The organism is Nonomuraea fuscirosea (assembly GCF_003001935.1).
In the GTDB taxonomy this organism is placed as follows: Bacteria; Actinomycetota; Actinomycetes; order Streptosporangiales; family Streptosporangiaceae; genus Nonomuraea; species Nonomuraea fuscirosea.
Genome location: NZ_PVNG01000005.1, coordinates 166344 through 186489 on the forward strand (window position 1 = coordinate 166344; position 20146 = coordinate 186489).

Genomic DNA, 20146 nt, shown 5'->3' on the forward strand with positions numbered 1-20146 from the left:
GACGAAGAAAGAGACGGCTCGTGAACCAGTCCGTACGCGCGCTCGAGTACGAGGCCATGCTGCTGTGGCGGCACCGCGACATGAGGCAGCACAGCGCCCGCGGCGACGACCGGCACCTGGACCGCAGCGCCTACGTCCTGCTCAGCCGCCTCGAACTCGAAGGGCCGATGTCGATCGGGCAGCTCAGCGAGGCGTTCAAAGTGGCTTCTTCGACCATCAACCGGCAGAGCGCGGCCATGCTCTGCGCCGGGCTGGTGGAACGCATCCCCGACCCCGAGGGCGGCATCGCGCGCAAGTTCCGCGTCACCGAGGAGGGGCGGCGCCGCCTGAACGAGGAGCGGGACCGAAACGTGCGCGGGCTGGAACGCATCCTCGCGGGCTGGAGCGAGGAGGACACCGCGGCCTTCGCCGCGTATCTGAGGCGGTTCAACGCCGGGATGGAGAGCCTCGCCGCCCAGAGCGCGCCCGGCCCTCTCGCCGGACGGCTCGGCGCGGAAGTGGAAGCGGAAGCGGAAGCGGAAGCGTAGGGCGAGAAGGTCAGCGGGCGGGACGGGGCCAGGGGCGGCCTTCGAGCCGTTCGATGTCGGAGTTGAAGCGCCGCAGGTAGCCGGCGAAGGCCGCGGTGTCCTCCTCGCTCCAGCCTTCGAGCACCTTCTCCAGGCCCTGGATGTTCTGCAGGCGCTCGGCCCGCAGGCGGTGCTCGCCCTCCTCGGTGACGCGGAACTTGCGCGCGATGCCGCCTTCGGGGTCGGGGATGCGCTCGACCAGGCCGGCCCGCATCATGGCGGAGGTCTGCCGGTTGAGCGTCGAGGGGTCGAGCCGGAACGCCTCGCTGAGCTGGCCGATCGACATCGGGCCGTCGAGCTCCAGGCGGCTGAGCACGATGTACGCGCTGCGGTCGAGATGTCCGCCGTCGGGGTGAAGACGTGGCGCGGACAGGTAACGGTGCCGCCCGAGCAGCATGGTCTCGTACTCGATGCGGTCGGTGGACTTGTCCATGGCCGGTCTTGATCCCTCCTCGCGGCCAGCCTACACAGGGACGCCCCCACCCGAGCCTGACATACCGGACGCGGACCGTCCGGAACGGCGCCTAACATGCGGCCATGACCGAGCACCAGGCGGCGGGCCGGGCGGCAGGACCGGCCGGCCGGGGGCCGATCGCACCCGAGCGGCTCACCGTCGTCCCCGCGAACGAGGCGTCCTGGGCGGATCTGGACGCGATCTTCGACGCCAACGACGCCCGCCGCTGCCGCTGCCAGCGGTTCAAGGTGGCCGGCTGGATCTGGCGGGACACCACGCTGGGGGAGCGGGTCGCGATGTTGCGCGCCCAGACCGCCTGCGACGACCCGGCCGCGCCGATGACCAGCGGGCTGGTGGCCTACGTGGACGGGGAGCCCGCGGGCTGGGTGGCGGTCGAGCCGCGCCCGGCGTACGTGAAGCTGCGCAACTCCCGCATCCCGTGGGCCGGCCGGAACGAGGACCGTGACGACGACGGCGTGTGGGCGGTGACCTGCTTCGTGGTCCGCCGGGCCTACCGAGGCCGCGGGCTCACGTATCTTCTCGCGCGGGCCACGATCGGCTTCGCCCGTGACCGCGGCGCGCGGGCGCTGGAGGCGTACCCGATGGTCACCCATGCCGGCAAGGAGATCACCTGGGGCGAGCTGCACGTGGGGGCGCGCCAGGTGTTCGAGGAGGCGGGCTTCGCGGAGATCACCCATCCGACGACGCGACGGGTGGTCATGCGGCTCGACTTCACCCCCTGATCAAGTCCGGAGACACGCTCCTCCCGGAGCCCGATCATGTCCCACCCGACCAGAACCTGATCATTTACGGCGCTGTCGGGTAATCTGCCGAAATGGACGCCGACCCCCGGATCGACCACACGAAACCGCATTCCGCACGGGTCTGGAACTACCTGCTCGGCGGCTCCGACAACTTCCCGGCCGACCGCGAGGCCGGTGACGGGTTGCTGCACATGTTCCCCGACTTCGCGCAAGTGGCCGGGCTGCAACGCGAGTTCCTGCGGCGGGCCGTGACCTACCTCGTCGCCGAGGCCGGCGTACGCCAGTTCCTCGACCTCGGCTCGGGCCTGCCCACCGCGGACAACACCCACGAGGTCGCGCAGCGCCTGGCTCCCGAGTGCCGCGTCGTCTACGTCGACAACGATCCGCTGGTGCTCCCGCACGCCCGCGCCCTGCTGTCCGGCACGCCCGAGGGCAGGACCGACTACATCGAGGCCGACGTCCGCGACGTGGACGCCGTGCTCGGGCAGGCCGCCGCGACGCTCGACCTGTCGCGGCCGGTCGGCCTGATGATGCTGAGCATCGTCGGCCAGGTGCCGGGCACGGGACCGGCCACCGACCTCGTCCGCCGGTACGTGGCGGCGCTGGCGCCGGGCAGCCATCTGGCCCTGTCGGACGGCGTGAACGTCAATCCGGCGCTGGTGGAGGCGGTGAGCGCCTACAACGCGCGAGCCGCCTTCCCCTACACGCTGCGCACTCCCGGCCAGCTGGCCGGCCTGTTCGACGGGCTCGACCTCGTGCCGCCGGGCGTGGTGTCCACGCCGCTGTGGCGCCCGCCGCCCGGCCAGGACCCGCCGCCGGCGGTCAACGCGGTCTGCGGCGTGGCACGCAAGCCCTGATCGACACACCCGAGGGGTGGTCAGCGTCTGAAGGTGGACAGGAGCCGGGCGAGCGCCGGCCGGCGCGGTGCCAGCCAGTCGGCGATGCCGGCGACCACGGCCGCGTCGACGTGCTGGGGCCAGCCGTAGTCCGCGGGCTCGAACAGCCACCCTTCGACGCCGAGTCGTCCTGACCTGGGTACGCGACGCCGGGCCCTCGGCGGCCTCTATATACACGGGGTATATACCCCTGGTGTATAGTCCCGAGCCATGAGCGTTCCCCTTGCGCTGCTCGGCCTGCTGGAGCGCGAGCCCAGCCACGGTTACGACCTCAAGCGCGACTACGACACCTACTTCGGCCGGGGCAAGGCGCTGCCGTTCGGCCAGGTGTACTCCACGCTCGGCCGGCTGGCCAGAGACGGGAAGGTCACGGCGGGCATGAGCGAGCCGGGCGACGGGCCCGACCGCAAGCGCTACGCCATCACCCCCCTCGGTCAACAGCAGGTCGAGGAGTGGCTGTCGGAGCCGGTCGCGGCCGAGCCGTACCTGCAGACGGTGCTGTTCACCAAGGTCGTGCTGGCGCTGATGCTCGGGCGCGACGCGGCGGCCTACCTCGACCTGCAACGGGCCACGCACCTGCGGCGCATGCGGGAGTTCACCCAGATCAAGCGCACCGGCTCGCTGGCCGACGCGCTGCTCGCCGACCACGGCATGTTCCACCTGGAGGCCGACCTGCGCTGGATCGACGTCACGCAGGCGCGGCTCGGGGCGCTGGCCGACATGGTGCGCGAGTCATGATCATCGAAGCGCGCAGACTCAGCCGCTCGTACGGGAACACCCTGGCGCTGCGCGAGGCCGACCTGGCCGTGGAGGCCGGGGAGATCCTGGCCGTCATGGGGCCGAGCGGCTCGGGCAAGTCGACGCTGCTGCACTGCCTGGCCGGGATCTTCACCCCCGACAGCGGCGAGGTGTGGTTCGGCGGGCGGCGCCTGGACACGATGAGCGACGCCCGGCGCACCAAGCTGCGGCGCACCGCGTTCGGGTTCGTCTTCCAGTTCGGGCAGCTGGTGCCGGAGCTGACCGTGGCCGACAACGTCGCGCTGCCGCTGCTGCTGGGCCGGGTCAGGCGTAAGGAGGCCTACGCGCGGGCGGCCGGCTGGCTGGAGCGGCTGGGGCTGGGAGAGCTGGGCGGCCGGCGTACCGGGCAGTTGTCGGGCGGCCAGGCGCAGCGGGTGGCGATCGCCCGCGCGCTGGTGCTCGGGCCCCGGGTGCTGTTCGCCGACGAGCCGACCGGCGCGCTCGACTCGCTCACCGGCGAGCACGTCATGGAGCTGCTGGTCGGCCTGGCCCGCGAGGAGGGCACGACGGTGATCGTGGTGACCCATGACGCCCGCGTGGCCGCGTTCGCCGACCGGGAGGTCATCGTCCGCGACGGCCAGGTCACCAACCCGTTCGCCGGCCAGGCCGTACGATGATCGCCCTGGGCCTGCGCCTGTCGCTGCGCGGCGGCGGGGAGGCGGTGGCCAGGCTCGCGCTGATCGTGGCGGGGGTCGCGGCCGGCGTCACCGTGCTGCTGGTCACGCTCTCGCTCTTCAACGCCTTCCAGGCCACCTCCGCCCGCCCCTGCTGGGAGTGCACCACCGGCACCGCGCCCAGCGGCTGGGCCCTCGACGCCACCGCCGACGGCGCGCTGTGGAACTACCGCCTGGACTACTACGCCGGTCAGAGCATCAAGCGCCTGGACGCCGCCGCGCTCGGCCCGCGGGCGCCGGTCGTGCCAGGGCTGGCGCGCATGCCCGCCCCCGGCCAGTACTACGCCTCCCCCGCGCTGGCCAGACTGCTCGCCTCGGTGCCGCCCGAGCAGCTGGGCGACCGCTTCCCCGGCACGCTCGCGGGCACCGTCGGCCGGGCCGCCCTGTCCGGGCCCGACGAGCTGACCGTCGTGGTGGGGCGCACCCCGCTGGAGGTCGCCGCCATCACCGGGACGCGGCAGGTGGACACGGTGGAGACCGGCACCGGCTACGACGACTTCGGCGACCTCTACCGGTTCGGGTTCGCCGTCGCGGCCATCGGATTGTTCGTCCCGCTGCTCGTGCTCGTCGGCACCGCCACCCGGCTGGCCGCCGCCCGCCGCGAGGCGCGCTTCGCCGCGATCCGGCTCGTCGGCGCCACGTCCCGCCAGATCAGCGTGATCGCCGCGATGGACGCGGCGATCGGCGCCTTCCTGGGCGCGCTGCTCGGTCTCGCGCTCTTCCCGCTGGTACGCCCGGCCGTCGCGGACCTGCGCATCACCGGCGCCCGCTTCTACCCCGACCTGGTCACCCCCGAGCCCTGGCAGTACGCGGCCGTGCTCGTCGGCGTGCCCCTCCTGGCCGGTGGCACCGCCCTGTGGTCGCTGCGCCGGGTACGGGTCTCGCCGCTCGGCACCGTGAGGAAGGCCGCGCCGCGGCCGCCGCGGATCTGGCGGGTGATCCCGCTGCTGGCCGGGCTCGGGCTGTTCGCCGGGCCGGTGTTCCGTGACGAGGGCCACAAGGCCGACGAGGGGCTGGCCGCGGTGGCACTCGCGCTGGTCATGGTCGGACTGGTGCTGGCCGGTCCGTGGGTGACGATGCTGGCCGCGCGGCTCGCGGCCCGCGTGACCGGGGGCGCGGCCACCCTGCTCGCCTCGCAGCGGCTGGCGGCCGATCCCAGGGGCGCCTTCCGCTCGGTGAGCGGGCTCGTGCTGGCGGTCTTCCTGGGTACGGCCATCGCGGGCATCGTCCCGGCCGTCGTCTCCGGGCAGCAGGCCGTGGCCGGCGGCGCGCTGACCGGCGTGCTGCGTGCCCCGCTGGGCCTCGGCGGGCTGCCGCCGCGCGAGGGGGCCGAGCTGCTCGACCGGCTGCGCTCGTACCCGGGGGTCGGCGTGCTGCCCGTCTACGCGCTGGCGGAGCCGGCCGAGAACCACCTGATCAGCCCCGACGGGCCGCCGCCGAGGACGGCCGTCGGGTGCGCGGAGCTGGCCCGCCTTCCCGTCATCGGGACGTGCCCGGCGGGCGCGCGGGCCGTCATGGGCAACTTCGAGCGCCTGGTGGGAGCCGACAACCCCCTCACCGTCGACCGGATCCTGCCCCTCGCCGGCCCCTCCAGCCGCCCCGCCACCACCACCGGCCTCAGCCTCGCGGCGGTCCTGGTCCGCCTCGACGCCACGAACGGCGCCGACGCGAGCGGCACCGGGACGGGCGACGTGGAGCCGGGCGGAGAGCGTACCGGCGCGGACGGAGCCGCGACCTTGGAGCGGGTGCGGACGCTGCTGGCGCGTTACGGCGCCGACGCGCCGATGACCTTCGCCGAGGTCGCCCAGACCAGGGCGACGCTGTTCACCCAGATCGAGAACATCGCGCTGGGCATCGTGGCGCTGACCCTGCTGACCGGCGGGTGCAGTCTCGTCGTGGCGGTCGGCGGCGGGCTGATGGAGCGCAGGCAGCCGTTCACCCTGCTGCGCCTGGCGGGCACGCCCGCCCGCACCCTGGCCTCGGTGGTGCTGCTGGAGTCGGCGCTGCCGCTGGTCCTGGCCGCCGCCGTCGCCGCCGCGGCCGGTTTCGGCGTCGCGGGCCCGATGATCGACGGGCTCGCCATGAAGAACGCGTCACCGGCCATGCCGGGACCCGTCTACTTCGCCACCGTCGGCGCGGGACTGGCCGCGTCGCTGCTGGTCATCCTCATGGCGCTGCCGTTGCTGCGGCACATGACCGCGCCGGACAACGCGCGTTTCGAATAGGAGCCCCCTTGAAGTTCAGACCCTGGCCGGCCGCGGTGACGGCCCTGGCCCTGGCCGCCACCGTCACGGTGGCGGCCCCGGACACGCCGGCCGCCGCGACCTCGATCGGACTCACCGTCTCGGCCGCGGACGGACCCGTCCCCTCGGAGCAGGACGGGCCCGCCACGACGGAGGACCTGCCCGCCGCCGGTGGCTACGCGGCCGAGATCCGGCGCACCGAGTACGGCATCCCGCACATCTCCGCCAAGGACCACGGCGGGCTCGGCTTCGGCTACGGCTACGCGTTCGCCCAGGACAACCTGTGCGTCCTGGCCTCGTGGGTGACGACGCTGCGGGGCGAGCGGTCGATGTTCTTCGGCCCCGAGGCGGAGTCGGACGACCCGGTCCGCCCGGTCGCGAACCTCACCAGCGACATCTACTTCAAGAGCGTCGCCGACTCGGGCGTCGTACCGCGGCTGCTGGCCAGGCCCGCGCCGATCGGCCCCACCGAGGACATGCGCCGGCTCGTGGCCGGTTACGCCGCCGGCTACAACGCGTACCTGCGCGACACCGGAGTGGCGAACCTGCCCGATCCCACCTGCCGCGGCCAGGCATGGGTGCGGCCCATCACCGCCACCGACGTCTGGCACAACCTGCTCGACCTCAACCGCCTGGCGGGCGGCTCCGGCCTCAAGGAGGCCGTCGCCGGAGGCGGCGGGGCCGGGCCGGACGGGCCGGCCCCCGGCAGCAACGCCTGGGCGCTGGGCCGTCAGGCCACCAGGGACGGCCACGGCATGCTGCTGGCCGACCCGCACTTCCCGTGGAACGGCATCCGCCGCTTCTACCAGGTGCAGCTCACCATCCCCGGCGTGCTCGACGTGGCGGGCGCCAGCCTGTACGGCACTCCGGTCGTCCAGATCGGCCACAACGCGAGCATCGCCTGGACGCACACCGTCTCCCACGCCCACCGCTTCAGCGTCTACCGGCTGAAGCCGGCCGGCGGGCGCGGCGGCTACCTGGTGGACGGAAAGACCGAGCCGATGGGACGCCAGGAGATCGAGGTACGCCTGAAGGACGGCGGCATCGTCACCCGGGCCCTGCCCACCTCCCGCTACGGCCCGGTGCTGGCCGCCGGCCAGAGCGACGAGTACGCCTACGCGCTGGCCGACGTCAACGCCGCCAACCTGCGCTCGGCGGACACGTGGCTGGCGATGGCCAAGGCGCGAAACCTCAAGGAACTGCGCGCCGCCCAGGACACCTACCAGGGCCTGCCGTTCGTCTACACGCTGGCCACCGACATCGGCGGCACCACCACGTTCGCCGACGCCTCGGTGGTCCCCCACGTGACCGACGCCATGGCGCGCCGCTGCACCGTGCCGTCGCCGGATCCGTCGCTGGAGGCGTACGTGCTGGACGGCTCCACGTCGGCGTGCCAGTGGGGTGAGGACGGCGACGCCGTCGTGCCCGGCATCTTCGGTCCGGGCAGCCAGCCCCGGCTGACCAGGGCCGACTACGTCGCCAACAGCAACAACACCCCGTGGATGACGAACCCGGCGGCGCCGATGACCGGCTACGACGAGGTGTGGGGCAAGGTCCGCACCGACGTCGAGCCGCGGCCCCGGGTGAGCCTCGACATGATCGCCCGGCGGCTGGCCGGCACCGACGGGCTCGGCCCGCGCGGCTTCACCCTGGACACCCTGAGCGCCACCGTCCGCTCGAAGCGCAACTACACGTTCGAGCTGCTGCGCAAGGACGTGGCGGCGCTGTGCCGGGACCATCGCGTGCTGAAGACGGCCGCCGGCGAGCGGGTGGACGTGCGCGCGGCCTGCCGGACGCTGACGGCCTGGGACGGGCGCGCCACCCTGGACGGCGAGGGGGCGATCCTGTGGCGCGAGTTCTACACCGGGCTGGAGCGCCCGACGAAGCCGGGTGAGCCCATCTGGCGCTGGTGGCGGGTGCCGTTCGATCCCGATCATCCGCTCACCACGCCGCGCGGGCTCAAGCGGGACGCCCCGCAGGTGCGGCAGGCGCTGGCCGAGGCGGTGAAGTCGTTCGAGGACGGCGGCATGCCGCTCACCCTCACCCCCGGCCAAGCCCAGCGTTACGGCTCGCACCCGATCCCCGGCTGCACCGAGGCCGAGGGCTGCTTCGACCGGGTACGCATGCGCGGCAGGCTCAGCGGCGGGCGTTATCCGGACGTGGACACCGGCTCCACCTTCATGATGGCCGTCGAGCTCACCCCTGACGGACCGAGGACGCGGACGATCCTCACCTACTCGCTGTCCGCGAACCCCTCCTCGCCGCACCACGCCGACCAGACGGCCCTGTTCTCGCGCGGCGGATGGGTGACGGAGCGTTTCACCGAGGCGGAGATCAAGGCGGATCCGCGGCTGCGCGTCACCACCGTACGGGGATGAGAGAACGGCCCCGTACGGTTCGGCCGGCGATCTCCGGGTGGTTCAGCTGGTGATCTCCCGGATGAACGCCGGCCATCCGCCAATTAGCAATTAACCGCGCAGTTAAGGGACGCCGAATGGCGTGAGGTGCTCCCGGCAAGGCGTCGCCGAGGGCCGCGGCTAATGGCGAAGAAAGGAAGTCAGGCGAAACTCGTGGCCCGCGGGCGGGGCCCCGGCCGAATCAAGCCGGCCGAATCGGGGCGGCCGGTTGAACGCGCCGGGCGGGGCGGGACCCCGGACGCTCGCTCAGTGGGCCGCCTCGTACTGCTCCACGACCGTGGAGGCGATCCGGCCGCGCTCGCTCACCGGCAGCCCCTGCGCCTTGGCCCACCGCCTGATCTCGGTCGACTTCTCCCTGCTTACGGCCCTGGAGGAGACGGCGCCCGCACGACGGCCGCGCGCGCCCCTGTCGGCGCGGACGGCACGCGCCTTGGTGATGAAGGGGGCCAGGGCCCGCTCCAGCTTCTCCCGGTTGGAACCGGACAGGTCGATCTCGTAGTTGGTGCCGTCGAGGGAGAACCTCGTGGTCCCCTCGGCGTCACTGCCGTCGATGTCATCGAGAAAGGACTCAACAATACGCTTCGCCATAAGGGTGCTCCAATTTACGTCACGGTTGCACGTACTGTAGCCACCTTCAGCAGATCATGCACCTCTCGGGGGTGCCTTCGCGATGAAAAAGCACGGATGCGCCGCGGCCTTCGGGCATGAAAGACACTTGCGCAAAGGGGCCCGCGTCTGTACGGATCCGGCATGGCAGCACCGTGTTGAAGGGCAATTCAATGGCCGTTCCGGCCGCCGTCTCCGTCAGCCCGCGCGCCGGTTCTCGCTCAGGTCCTCACTCAGGTGCTCGCGCCGCTACTCGCGACGGTCCTCGCGGCGGTAATGGTAGTGGTGTGACGTCGTGAAGCCGAGCCCTTCGTAGAGCGCGCGGGCCGGGTGGTTGTCCTCCTCGACCTGAAGATAGAGGCGGGGCGCGTCCCGCTCCCGCGACCACCGGGCGAGCTCCGCCATGACGGCTCCGGCCACGCCCCGGCGCCGCCGATCGGGATGGGTGGCCATGCAGAACACGCCCGTCCAGCCGTCGTCCATGACCGCCAGCCCCAGACCGGCGCCGTCAGCGGCGACCAGCAGCATCGTCTCGGGCTCGATCCGCCGGACGACCGGCATGCTGTCCGCCGCACCGGTCACGGCCGCGAACAGCTCGGCCCAGCGCCCCCGATCGGCGACCCGCTCGACACCGCCGGCGCCGGCCGGGCCCGGCTCTCCCGCCGGACGTGGATCTCCCGTCGGACCGGTTGCCGGACCCCCGTCCAAGGCGGCGGGCTCGTTCTTCGTGGCGGCGGCGATGACCGTATCGGCGTCCGCGGTCATGACCAGTGTCTCGCCTGTCTTGGCGTAGCCGCGGGCGGCGAGGGCCGCGTCCAGTTCGGCGTGCTGCTCCGCCGGGCTGACCTGGACGATCGCGGGCAGTCCGCGGTCGGCGTAGAAGGTCTCCATGGCGGCGACGGACGGGGACGAGGTCGCGAGCGGGAGCGCCGAGTTGGAGCGCTTGCGGTCGACGCCGGGTGTGTGGCGCAGCAGCCAGCCGTCACGTTCCTCCGCGTGCGAGGCGGGCCAGGCCGCGACGGCCCGCCGCTCGATCTGCCGGGCGCCGGAGCCCGCGCACAGCCGGACCAGCTCGGGCACCAGCCACTTGAGCAGGTCCTCGTCGGCGGGGTCCGCGGGGGCGTACTCGGTGATGCCGAGCCCGACGACCTCGTGCCGGGCGGCCAGTTCGGCGACGGCCGCGATCAGGGCGTCGGGGCTCAGGCCGTCGGGCTCGGGATAGCCGACGGAGCTGAAGCCGTCGAGGACGTCGAGATCGACGTGGACGTAGACGAGAGCGCCGTCGGCGACGCCGGCCGGGCCGCCGATGCCGGCCAGGCGGATGTAGTCGGCCTCGGCGGGGTCCAGCGCCCGCGTTCCGGCGAGGGCGAGCCGGTCGGGGCGCAGCGCGGGTGAGGGGACCAGGTCCGGCGGGCCCTCGCCCAGCAGCGTACGGACGATCATGCCGTGGAAGGCGCCCGACGGGGAGGAATCCGGGGTGTTCAGGTCGCCGTGGGCGTCGAACCACACGACGTGCAGCCGGTCGCCGTACCGGCGCAGCGCGGCCGCGACCGGTTCGAGCTCGACGCCGCAGTCACCGCCGACCGTGACGGTGAAGCCGCCGGCCGGCAACGCGTGCCGGACCCGGGCGGCGGTCTCGGCCAGGGTGCCGCCCGTCTCCACCCGGACGTGCGCGTCGGCCGGGACCATCGCCGCCAGCCGGGCCGCGCCTTCGACCAGCTTCGGCGCCGTGGGCGAGCGCGAGCCCTGCCACTGGGGCACCTCGACGACGGTCCGCATCACGTTTCTCCTCGCCTCGATCTCCGGTGCAAGCCGGTGCTGGTGTCCCGTGCTGATTTTCCGGTGGTGCGACGACAGTCTCGCGTGGTCGAATCGGCAACGTCCACTTAGTAATCGTGCGCTGATCTGTAAGGATCGCTTGATGCTGGATCCCACCAGACTCCGCCTGCTGCGCGAGTTCGCCGAGCACGGCACGATGACGGCCGTGGGCGAGGTCTGCGGAATGACCTCCTCGGCCGTCTCCCAGCAACTGGCCACGCTCGAACGCGAGGCCGGGGTGCCGCTGTTCGAGCGTTCCGGGCGCCGGGTCCGGCTCACGGCGGAAGGACGGCGGCTCGTACGGCACGCGCACATCGTGCTCAACGCCCTGGACGCGGCGGAGGAGGACCTCCGCTCGGCCACGACCCCGCGCGGCCCCGTCCGCGTGGCCTGTTTCGCCACCGCCGCCGTGCACCGCCTGCTGCCCGCGATGGCCGTGGCCAGGACCCGTCATCCGGGCCTGCGGGTCATCATGGCCGAGCTCGAACCCCGCGAGACCGTCGAAGCGCTCCGCCGCGGCGCCTGCGACCTCGGGATCTCCTTCTCCTACAACCTCATCCCCGAGGATCTGCCACCGGGCATCTCCCGCTGGTTCGTCGGCGCCGAGCCGATCCTGCTCGCCCTTCCCGCCACCCATCCGGCGGCGGGCCCAGCGGACGACAGCTCGGTGGATCTGGGCACGCTGCGCGGCGACCCGTGGATCGCGGGCTCGCGGGGCACCACCGATCACGTGCTGCTCGGGCGGGCCTGCGCCATGGCGGGCTTCCATCCGGACGTCATCCACACCGCCGACGACTACGCGCTGGTCCTGCGCATGGTGCGCGAGGGCCTGGGCGTCGCGCTGGTGCCCGAGCTGGTCGCCTCCGTGGTCGGCGTGCCCGACGGCGTGGTGCTCAGGCCGATCGCCACGGTCGAGATCACCCGGACCACGTACGCGCTGGTCCGCACCGTGACGCCGGCCGTCACCGCCGTGCTCGACCTGCTCGGCGCCCACCCCGACGCCGAGCGTCCGTGACGGGCGGCCCGACGTTCAGACGGGCAGGCGGTAGACGGAGACGTGGGAGCGAGACTCCGCGGTGAACTCGGCTCGGGTCCAGTCGGCGTGCCTGCTCTCCAGCTCGAACCCGGCCAGCTGGGCCATGAGGTCGAGCTCGGCCGGCCAGATGTAGCGGTGCGGGCTGCGGAACAGCTCGGCCCGCCCGCTGTCGTCGAACCTGAAGTGGTGGGAGACGACGTGCTGGCGCAGCACGTCGACGGTGTCGAGCCCGATGTAGCCCGGCTCGGACGCGAACACGACCGCCTGCTGGCCCGGGGGCAGCTTACGCAGGTCGGGCACCCAGAGCTCGATCACGAAGCGTCCGCCCGGCACCAGGTGCCGGGCGGCGTTGCGGAAGCACTCGACCTGCTCGGCCTGCGTGAGCAGGTTGGAGATCGTGTTGTAGACGAGGTAGACGAGCGTGTGGTCGCCCGGCACGAAGACGGTCGCCATGTCGCCTTCGACCACGGGGATGACGGCTTCGCTCACCTTGGTCCGCAGCTGCGCGATCATCGCGGGTGACAGCTCGACGCCGGTGACGGGCACACCGCGCTCGGCCAGCGGCACGCCCACCCGTCCAGTGCCGATGGCGAACTCCAGCGCCCGCCCTCCCTCCGCGAGCTCGGCCAGGCGGTCCACGGCGGGGCCCAGCACCTCGGGCGCGAACATGCCGGTGCCCGGCGTGTCGTAGCCCTGGGCGACTTCGTCGTTCCAGATCTCCTGCTGTCGCATCCGCCCACCATGGTCATCCGGATGCGCGATGTCCACCGGATTTCACCGGCCGGGCGCGGCGTGGGCCAGATAGTCCCTGGTCGAGGTGGCGTAGGCGGAGCAGAGCACGCTGCCCACGCGGGTCGCCCGGCCGTCGCCGAAGCGCCGGGTGCGCACGCCCATGCCGTTCACGATCCGTTCCACGGCCACGCTGGAGACCGCGACGACCGTGTCGCCGTGCCGATCGACCCAGCGGAACGCCTCCCAGATCAGCGCGCGGGCGAAAGGTCCGAAACCCGCCGACACCGTACGCGACCAGCCCCGGCCGATGGCCAGCCGGCTCATCTCCCACGTGGCCGGATCACGCGGCGCGGGCCCGCCGCGCAGCGTCTCGGGGAAGACCTCGGGCAGCATGTACGGGCCGTCGGTGCGCAGCAGGCGGCAGCAGCCCGTGACCTCCCGGCGCTCCTCGGCGTAACCGATCGCGTAGACCGGGTCGCAGTCGTCGTAGCCGTCGCGTTCCCTGCCGTCCCTGCTGCCGACGTCCCAGCGCAGGCGTTCGCGGAACACCTCGTGACGGAGCCGGTACATGCCGTCGAGCAGCCATCCGGGCACGTCGTCCGCCCGGCCGACGACGATCTGCTGCGCGCGCTGATCCACGGACACCCCCAGGAAGGAATCGGCGTCTTCGCCGATCACTGGTTCGCCGGAACGGGGGCGCCGGATGACGCTCGACAGCACTGGGCGGCGGGATCAGTCGAACTCCTCGACGTACTCCTCCGGCGGACCCAGCTCCGGCCGGTCACGCAGTTCGAGGACGGCGCCGGGGCGTTCGAGTTCGAGCACGGTGACGACGTTGTCCCCCTCGCGCAGCAGCGGCGCGGGGCAGTACAGCGTGACCTGGGGGCCGATGTCCCAGTAGCGGCCGAGCAGGAAACCGTTCACCCAGACCAGGCCGCGGCCCGATCCCGGCAGGGCGAGGAAGGTGTCGGCGGGCGTCCCGACGCGCACGATCGCCTCGGCGAACCCGCCGCCGGCCGGCGCGAGCTCTCCGGCGGCGGGGCCGGCGGCAGCGGAGTCTCCGGCGGTGGAGTCTCCGGCAGCCAAGTCTTCTGCGGCGGCTTCTCCGGCGGCGGTCGCGGTGGCGAGGTCGGCAGGGGTCCACTCCTGGAGGGCGATCGGGGTGCTCTCCCAGCCCTGGACGATGCGCCGGTCGATGAGGACCGGGCCGAGCAGGCCCTTGTGCCGGCCGAGGCCGGGGCCGTAGTTCACCCGGCCGAGGCTCTCGACCAGAATCTCCAGCCGTACGACGGCGCCGGTCCCGCGTACGGACAGCTCAGGCAGGCCGGGAGCGGCCACGCCGAGGAACGTGCCGTCGCAGTAGACCATGGCCCGGTCGCGCACGTCGATGAGCGTGAGCCGATGCTCCCCCTCGGGGACGCGCGGATGCGCGGTGTGCAGGACCATGCCGGCGTCGAGCCCGAGCCGTTCGAACGAGGCCGGCCGCGGCTCGACCGTGGCGGGCGCGGACACGGCGCGCAGGCCGGGCAGCAGTCCGGCGCGGCGGACGAGCGGCACCCGCGCCGGCGGCAGCACCGGCGGGCGTTCGGACACCCGGACGGGCCCGCGGGCGCCGAGGGCCGCGCGCATGGCGTGGAACTTGGGGGTGAGGCTGCCGTCCTCGGCCACGGGCGCGTCGGAGTCGTAGCTGGTCACGGTGGGTTGCAGCCGGCCCTCGTGCTCGTTGGCACCGGCCCAGAGCCCGAAGTTGGTGCCGCCGTGGGCCATGTAGACGCTCACGCTGCCGCCGTCGGCGATGATCCCTTCGAGGGTGCGCACGGCGCTGTCCACGCCGCGCACGTGGTGCCGTTCGCCCCAGTGGTCGAACCAGCCGTTCCAGAACTCGGCGACGACGAACGGCTCGTCCGGCCGCCGCGCCGCCTGCAGCCGCCGGGCGGCGGCGGGTTTGGAGCCCAGGGTGACGGCGGCCAGCGTGCCGGGCAGGGTGCCGCCGTCCAGCATCAGCTCGGTGGGGCCGTCGGCGGTGAACAGCAGCTCACCGATGCCGCGTGAGGTGAGCGCCTCGCGGTTCCAGCGCAGGTAGGCCTGGTCGTCGCCGTAGCTGCCGAACTCGTTCTCGATCTGCACCGCCACGACGGGCCCGCCCGCGCCGGCCTGGAGCGCGGCCAGGCGCGGGATCAGCTCGTCGAACCAGCGGCCGACGGCCGCGGTGAAGGCGGGGTCGGAGCTGCGCAGCGCGACGTCGCGGGCGGTGAGCCAGCTCGGCAGGCCGCCGTTCGACCATTCGGCGCAGATGTACGGCCCCGGCCGCACGACGACGTCGAGCCCCTCCTCCCCCACCAGCCGGATGAACCGTTCGACGTCGCGCCAGCCGTCGAAGCGCGGAGCCGCGTCCTCGCGGGGCTGGTGGAAGTTCCACGCGACGTAGGTGTCGATGGTGTTGAGCCCGAGGTCGGCCAGGCGGCGGATGCGGTCCCGCCAGAGATCGGGGTGGACGCGGAAGTAGTGCAGCCCCCCGGACAGGATGCGGTGCGGGACCCCGTGCCGGTGCAGGCGCCGTCCGCGCCAGGTGAGCGCGCTCGTGGCCGATCCGGCCGGCCCGCCGGCCTTCACGCCGGCCTTCACGCCGGCCTCCGCGTTGGCCTCCGCGTCGGACGGCGCTTCAGCCGGGGCCGCGAATGCAGCGGACGCAGAAAACGCCGTGGACGCCGGAGGTGCCGTGGATGCCGTGGGTGCCGCGGAGGTCGTCGGGGTTCGCGTCGCAGGGAGCTCGATCACGAGGGGAGACCCTATGTTATCGATGCCATATGTAACAAGCGCGGTAGGATCCCCCTGACGAAGCCGCGAGAGAGGAGCGCCGTGACCAAAGCCACCGAGCGGCCGACGAGGCAGCCCAGCATGGCTGACGTGGCCAGGACCGCCGGGGTGTCGGCGCAGACCGTCTCGCGCGCGCTGCGCGATTCCCCCAACGTCAACCCGGAGACCAGGAAACGCGTGCTGGCCGCCGTGGAGCGGCTGGGCTACCGGTTCAACAACGCCGCGCGGGTGCTGTCGTCCGGCCGCAGCCACACCATCGGGCTCGTGCTGCTCCAGTCCGGCGGCTACTACTCGCGCTCGGCGGTGACCGCCGGCGTCGAGGCGGCCGCGGGCGAGGCGGGCTACGCGGTGAGCATCGCGACCATCGCCAGGCTCGACACGGGCCTGATGGAGCGCTCCCTGTCCAAGCTGGCCGACCAGGGCGTGGACGGCATCGTCATCGCCGTGCCGCTCATCTCCGTGACGCAGAAGATGGAGGACATCACCCGCGACATCCCCACGGTCACGCTCGACGGCTCCCGTACGGCCAGCGCCAGGGTGCTCGGCATCGACCAGAAGGAGGCGGGCCGCCTGGCCACCCAGCACCTGCTCGACCTGGGCCACCGCCAGGTGTGGCACGTCGCGGGCCCCGACGAGTGGATCGAGGCCCGCCAGCGCCGCCAGGGCTGGCAGGAGTGCCTGGCCGCGGCCGGGATCCCGGCGCCGCCCCCGCTGGAGGGCGACTGGTCGCCCGACTCCGGCTACCGGCAGGGCCAGGTCCTGGCGATGATCCCCGACGTGACCGCCGTCTTCGCGGCCAGCGACGAGATGGCCTTCGGCGTGATCCGCGCGCTGCGCGAGCGCGGCAGGAGCGTGCCCGATGACGTCTCCATCGTCAGCGTGGACGACATCGAGCTGGCCGCCTACTGCTCGCCGCCGCTGACCACCGTGCGGCAGGACTTCTACCGTTCCGGCGAGGCGGCGGTCGCCCTGCTACTGCGTGAGGACGGGGCCGAGTCGGAGGAATCCCTGGTCACGGCCACGCTCTCCGTGCGCGCGTCCACGGGCCCGCCCCGCGCCTCCTGAACCCCGGGTGAGCGGCACTTGGACAAGTGCCACTTGCGCCAGCCATGTTATCGATGCCACTGTAACAACGTCCGGCTCCGGACTCGTTCCTCCGCCCCAGTCAGGTGGGCAGAGTGCCCACGGAAGGATCCCAGAACCATGAGGAGATCACTCGTCCTCGCGACCGCCGCGGTCGCGACGCTCGGACTGCTCACCGGCTGCTCGGCCGAGGGGGACGGCTCGGACACCGGCGGCAAGACGACCCTCAACGTCGCCGCACTCGAAGGCGGCTACGGCCGCGACATGTACACGCAGGTCATCCAGGCCTACGAGAGCGCCCACCCGAATGTGGACGTGCAGCTGCAGATCTCGAAGAGCATCGAGGACGAGATCACGCCGAACATGAAGGCCGGGCGCTTCCCCGACGTGGTGGTGCTCGGCCAGGGCCGCAAGGCCGCGCTCACCGAGACCCTGATCAAGGACAAGGCGCTCGAAGACCTCACGCCCGTGCTGCGGGCGAAGGTGCCGGGTGAGGACAAGACGGTCGGCGACAAGCTGATCGACGGCATCGTCGGCAACCTCAACACCAACCCGTACGGTGACGGCAAGACGTACACGATGCCGATGTACTACGCGCCGACCGGCCTGTTCTACAACAAGGGCCTGTTCGACAAGAAGGGCTGGAAGGTCCCGGCCACCTGGGACGAGATGTTCGCGCTCGGCGAGACGGCCAAGAAGGACAAGATCTCGCTGTTCACCTACCCGACCGCGGGCTACCTCGACTCCTACTTCTTCGCGCTGCTGGCCGACGTGGGCGGGGAGCAGTTCTACACCGACGTGATGACGTACAAGCAGGGCGTGTGGCAGACGCCGCAGGCCAAGCAGGTGCTCGACCTCACCACCCGGCTGCTGAAGTACGCCGCGCCGACCACCGTCGGGTACGCCAACGAGCAGGACTTCACCAAGAACCAGCAGTCCATCCTGGACGACAAGGCCCTGTTCATGCCGAACGGCACCTGGATCGTCGGCGAGATGGCCGACGCCCCGCGCGCCGACGGCTTCGCCTGGGGCCTGACGCCGCTGCCCGCGGTCACCGAGGGCGGCAAGCGTTACATCACCACCTCGGTCGAGTCGGTCTGGGTGCCCGCCGCCGCCAAGAACAAGGACGCGGCCAAGGAGTTCGTCGCCTACCTCTACTCCGACGCGGCGGCCGCGATCTTCGCGAAGTCGGACGCGATCCAGCCGATCGACGGCATCGTGAGCAGCCTGACCGGGGAGAACGCCGAGTTCTACCGGGTCTACGAGGACCCGTCGGTCTCCGCGCTCGTCGGCGGCTTCGCCGGCACCGCGCCGGTCGAGGGCGTCGACATCAAGGGCACGCTCTTCGACACCGCCAACAGCATCATCAGCGGCGACAAGACCCAGGAGCAGTGGCAGGCCGCGCTGAACGACGCCAGCGAGAAGCTGCGCCAGGCGGGTAACTGAGGTGGCCGGTCCCGCGGCCCGCAGGCGGGGCAGCGGCCCGTTCGTGCTCGCCTGCCTCCTGCCCGCGCTCGTGCTCTTCGTGCTGTTCATGATCGTCCCGACCGTGAACGTGTTCCGGATGTCGTTCTACACGTGGAGCGGCTTCTCCCCGGACATGCGCTTCGTGGGGCTCGACAACTTCGTCCGCCTGCTCGACGACACCCAGTTCGTCCGCGCGTTCCAGAACACCGTGGCGCTCCTGGTCGTCGTGACCGTCGTGACGATGGGCATGGGCCTGTTCCTGGCGGCGATCATGACACGGCAGCGGCTGCGGGGCCGGACCCTCTACCGGTTCGTCCTCTACGTCCCGAGTGTGCTGTCCGTGGTCGTCATCGCGGCCATCTTCTCGGCCCTCTACGACCAGGAGAACGGCCTGATCAACGGCACCCTGCGGCTGCTGTCGCTGGACGGCCTGCGCCAGGTCTGGCTCGGCGACCAGGACATCGTGCTCTGGTCGCTGGCCATCGCCATGGTCTGGCAGTCGCTCGGCTACTACATGGTGCTCTACATGTCCGGCATGGCGAGCATCCCCGAGGAGGTGTACGAGGCGTCCGCGCTCGACGGCGCCTCGGCCGGCCGCCAGTTCTTCGCCGTCACGCTGCCGCTCATCTGGCAGAACCTGCGCACGACGCTGACGTTCTTCGTGATGAGCGCGGTCAACCTCAGCTTCGTCCTCGTCCGCGCGATGACCGGCGGCGGGCCCGACGGCTCCTCCGAGGTGCTGCTGAGCTACATGTACAAGCAGGCGTACACGAACTCGTCGTACGGCTACGGCATGGCCATCGGCGTCGTCATCTTCGCCTTCTCGTTCCTCGTGTCGCTGCTGGTGAGCCGCGCGACGCGGCGCGAGCCCCTCCAGTTCTGAGGACTTCTCCCACCATGACACCTTTCACCAAGGCGAGGACGGGCCGCGCGCTCACCTACGTCCTCGTCACGGCGATCGCGCTGGCCATCGCGGTGCCGGTCGCCTGGGTGCTGTTCGCCTCGGTCAAGCGCAAGGGCGAGTTCTACGGCAGCCCGTGGGCGCTGCCCGAGGGCCTGCACCTGCAGAACTACGTGGACGCGTTCGTGGGCGCCCGCATGGGCCAGTACTTCTTCACCTCGCTGCTGGTCACCGTGCTCGGGCTGGTGTTCGTCGTGGCGGTGTCGGTGCCGGCCGCGTACGTCATCGCCCGCTACGAGTTCCGCGGCCGGAGCCTGGTCGAGGTCGCGCTGCTCGCGGGGTTGTTCGTCAACGTCAACTACATCGTGGTGCCGATCTTCCTGATGCTCGTCGACTGGGACCGCGCGCTGGTGGACGTCCTGCCCGGCGGCTTCTTCATCGACAACCCCGGGGTCCTGTCGCTCGTGTACGCGGCCACGTCGATCCCGTTCACCGTCTACCTGCTGACCGCGTACTTCCGCTCGATCCCCGCCGACTACGAGGAGGCCGCGGCCCTGGACGGGGCCTCGCGCTTCCAGATCATGACCAGGGTCATGCTGCCGATGGCGCGGCCGGCGCTCACCACCGTGATCCTGTTCAACTTCCTGGCCTACTGGAACGACTTCATCATCGCGCTCACCCTGCTGCCGGGCGAGGGCAAGACGCTGCAGGTCGGGCTGCTCAACCTGATGACCGCACAGAAGGCGGCGGCCGACTACGGGCGTCTGTACGCCGGCATGGTCATCGTCATCGTCCCCGTCCTCATCCTGTACGCGCTCATCCAGCGCCGGCTCATCGAGGGCATGGCCGCCGGCGGCGTGAAGGGCTAGAAGGA

General features: G+C 72.0%; 18 protein-coding genes. 12 read left to right on the forward strand and 6 right to left on the reverse strand.

Going from position 1 to position 20146, the window contains the following annotated elements; all coding sequences use genetic code 11:
* Positions 1–20 precede the first annotated feature (20 nt).
* Positions 21–527: a MarR family winged helix-turn-helix transcriptional regulator gene (locus tag B0I32_RS13660; protein ID WP_181307351.1), complete on the forward strand. Its 507-nt coding sequence runs from the start codon at positions 21–23 to the stop codon at positions 525–527.
* A 10-nt stretch (positions 528–537) separates the two neighbouring features.
* Here B0I32_RS13660 and B0I32_RS13665 read toward each other — a convergent pair whose 3' ends face one another.
* Positions 538–999: a MarR family winged helix-turn-helix transcriptional regulator gene (locus B0I32_RS13665; RefSeq protein WP_106238630.1), complete on the reverse strand. Its 462-nt coding sequence runs from the start codon at positions 997–999 to the stop codon at positions 538–540.
* Between the two features lie 104 nt (positions 1000–1103).
* Here B0I32_RS13665 and B0I32_RS13670 point away from each other — a divergent pair, with 104 nt between their 5' ends.
* The 6 genes from B0I32_RS13670 (at position 1104) to B0I32_RS13695 (ending at position 8773) form a co-directional block, all read left to right on the forward strand.
* Positions 1104–1763 carry a GNAT family N-acetyltransferase gene (locus B0I32_RS13670; RefSeq protein WP_106238632.1) on the forward strand — a complete coding sequence of 220 codons (660 nt, stop codon included), beginning with the start codon at positions 1104–1106 and terminating at the stop codon, positions 1761–1763.
* 92 nt (positions 1764–1855) lie between these two features.
* Positions 1856–2641, forward strand: coding sequence for an SAM-dependent methyltransferase (locus B0I32_RS13675; protein WP_106238634.1), 786 nt, complete (start codon positions 1856–1858; stop codon positions 2639–2641).
* Positions 2642–2890: 249 nt separating this feature from the next.
* Positions 2891–3418, forward strand: a complete 528-nt coding sequence (locus tag B0I32_RS13680; RefSeq protein ID WP_106238636.1) for a PadR family transcriptional regulator — start codon at positions 2891–2893, stop codon at positions 3416–3418.
* Positions 3415–4095, forward strand: a complete 681-nt coding sequence (locus B0I32_RS13685; protein WP_106238638.1) for an ABC transporter ATP-binding protein — start codon at positions 3415–3417, stop codon at positions 4093–4095. The genes B0I32_RS13680 and B0I32_RS13685 overlap by 4 nt, the downstream gene beginning before the upstream one ends.
* Positions 4092–6377 (forward strand): FtsX-like permease family protein, encoded by a 2286-nt coding sequence (locus B0I32_RS13690; RefSeq protein ID WP_106238639.1) that lies wholly within the window; start codon positions 4092–4094, stop codon positions 6375–6377. The genes B0I32_RS13685 and B0I32_RS13690 overlap by 4 nt, the downstream gene beginning before the upstream one ends.
* Positions 6378–6385: 8 nt before the next feature.
* Positions 6386–8773, forward strand: coding sequence for a penicillin acylase family protein (locus B0I32_RS13695; RefSeq protein WP_245955813.1), 2388 nt, complete (start codon positions 6386–6388; stop codon positions 8771–8773).
* A gap of 285 nt (positions 8774–9058) precedes the next feature.
* Here B0I32_RS13695 and B0I32_RS13700 read toward each other — a convergent pair whose 3' ends face one another.
* Both B0I32_RS13700 and B0I32_RS58800 read right to left on the reverse strand, forming a co-directional pair.
* Positions 9059–9400, reverse strand: a complete 342-nt coding sequence (locus B0I32_RS13700) for a histone-like nucleoid-structuring protein Lsr2 (RefSeq protein WP_106238642.1) — start codon at positions 9398–9400, stop codon at positions 9059–9061.
* Positions 9401–9667: 267 nt separating this feature from the next.
* On the reverse strand, positions 9668–11197 hold the full coding sequence (locus B0I32_RS58800) for a GNAT family N-acetyltransferase (RefSeq protein WP_219911780.1): 1530 nt from the start codon (positions 11195–11197) through the stop codon (positions 9668–9670).
* Between the two features lie 142 nt (positions 11198–11339).
* Between B0I32_RS58800 and B0I32_RS13715 the strand changes: the two genes are divergently transcribed.
* The gene (locus tag B0I32_RS13715) at positions 11340–12251 is read left to right on the forward strand and encodes a LysR family transcriptional regulator (RefSeq protein WP_106238645.1); all 912 of its coding nucleotides are present in this window, start codon (positions 11340–11342) and stop codon (positions 12249–12251) included.
* 15 nt (positions 12252–12266) lie between these two features.
* On the opposite strand, the gene B0I32_RS13720 is transcribed toward B0I32_RS13715, so the two are convergent.
* From B0I32_RS13720 to B0I32_RS13730, 3 genes are all read right to left on the reverse strand, one after another.
* Entirely contained in the window at positions 12267–13004 is a 738-nt protein-coding gene (locus B0I32_RS13720) for a class I SAM-dependent DNA methyltransferase (RefSeq protein ID WP_106238647.1), read from the reverse strand.
* Positions 13005–13046: 42 nt separating this feature from the next.
* Entirely contained in the window at positions 13047–13643 is a 597-nt protein-coding gene (locus B0I32_RS13725) for an acyl-homoserine-lactone synthase (protein WP_146178148.1), read from the reverse strand.
* A gap of 93 nt (positions 13644–13736) precedes the next feature.
* Positions 13737–15629 carry a glycoside hydrolase family 35 protein gene (locus B0I32_RS13730; RefSeq protein ID WP_106238653.1) on the reverse strand — a complete coding sequence of 631 codons (1893 nt, stop codon included), beginning with the start codon at positions 15627–15629 and terminating at the stop codon, positions 13737–13739.
* Positions 15630–15863: 234 nt separating this feature from the next.
* On the opposite strand from B0I32_RS13730, the gene B0I32_RS13735 reads away from it, so the two are divergent.
* The 4 genes from B0I32_RS13735 to B0I32_RS13750 all read left to right on the forward strand — a co-directional run bounded on the left by B0I32_RS13735 (position 15864) and on the right by B0I32_RS13750 (position 20141).
* The gene (locus tag B0I32_RS13735) at positions 15864–16886 is read left to right on the forward strand and encodes a LacI family DNA-binding transcriptional regulator (RefSeq protein ID WP_245955814.1); all 1023 of its coding nucleotides are present in this window, start codon (positions 15864–15866) and stop codon (positions 16884–16886) included.
* Positions 16887–17024: 138 nt separating this feature from the next.
* Complete coding sequence (locus B0I32_RS13740; RefSeq protein WP_106238655.1) at positions 17025–18350, forward strand: carbohydrate ABC transporter substrate-binding protein; 1326 nt, start codon at positions 17025–17027, stop codon at positions 18348–18350.
* 1 nt (position 18351) lies between these two features.
* Positions 18352–19254, forward strand: coding sequence for a carbohydrate ABC transporter permease (locus tag B0I32_RS13745; protein ID WP_106238657.1), 903 nt, complete (start codon positions 18352–18354; stop codon positions 19252–19254).
* Between the two features lie 14 nt (positions 19255–19268).
* The gene (locus B0I32_RS13750; protein ID WP_106238660.1) at positions 19269–20141 is read left to right on the forward strand and encodes a carbohydrate ABC transporter permease; all 873 of its coding nucleotides are present in this window, start codon (positions 19269–19271) and stop codon (positions 20139–20141) included.
* Positions 20142–20146 lie beyond the last annotated feature (5 nt).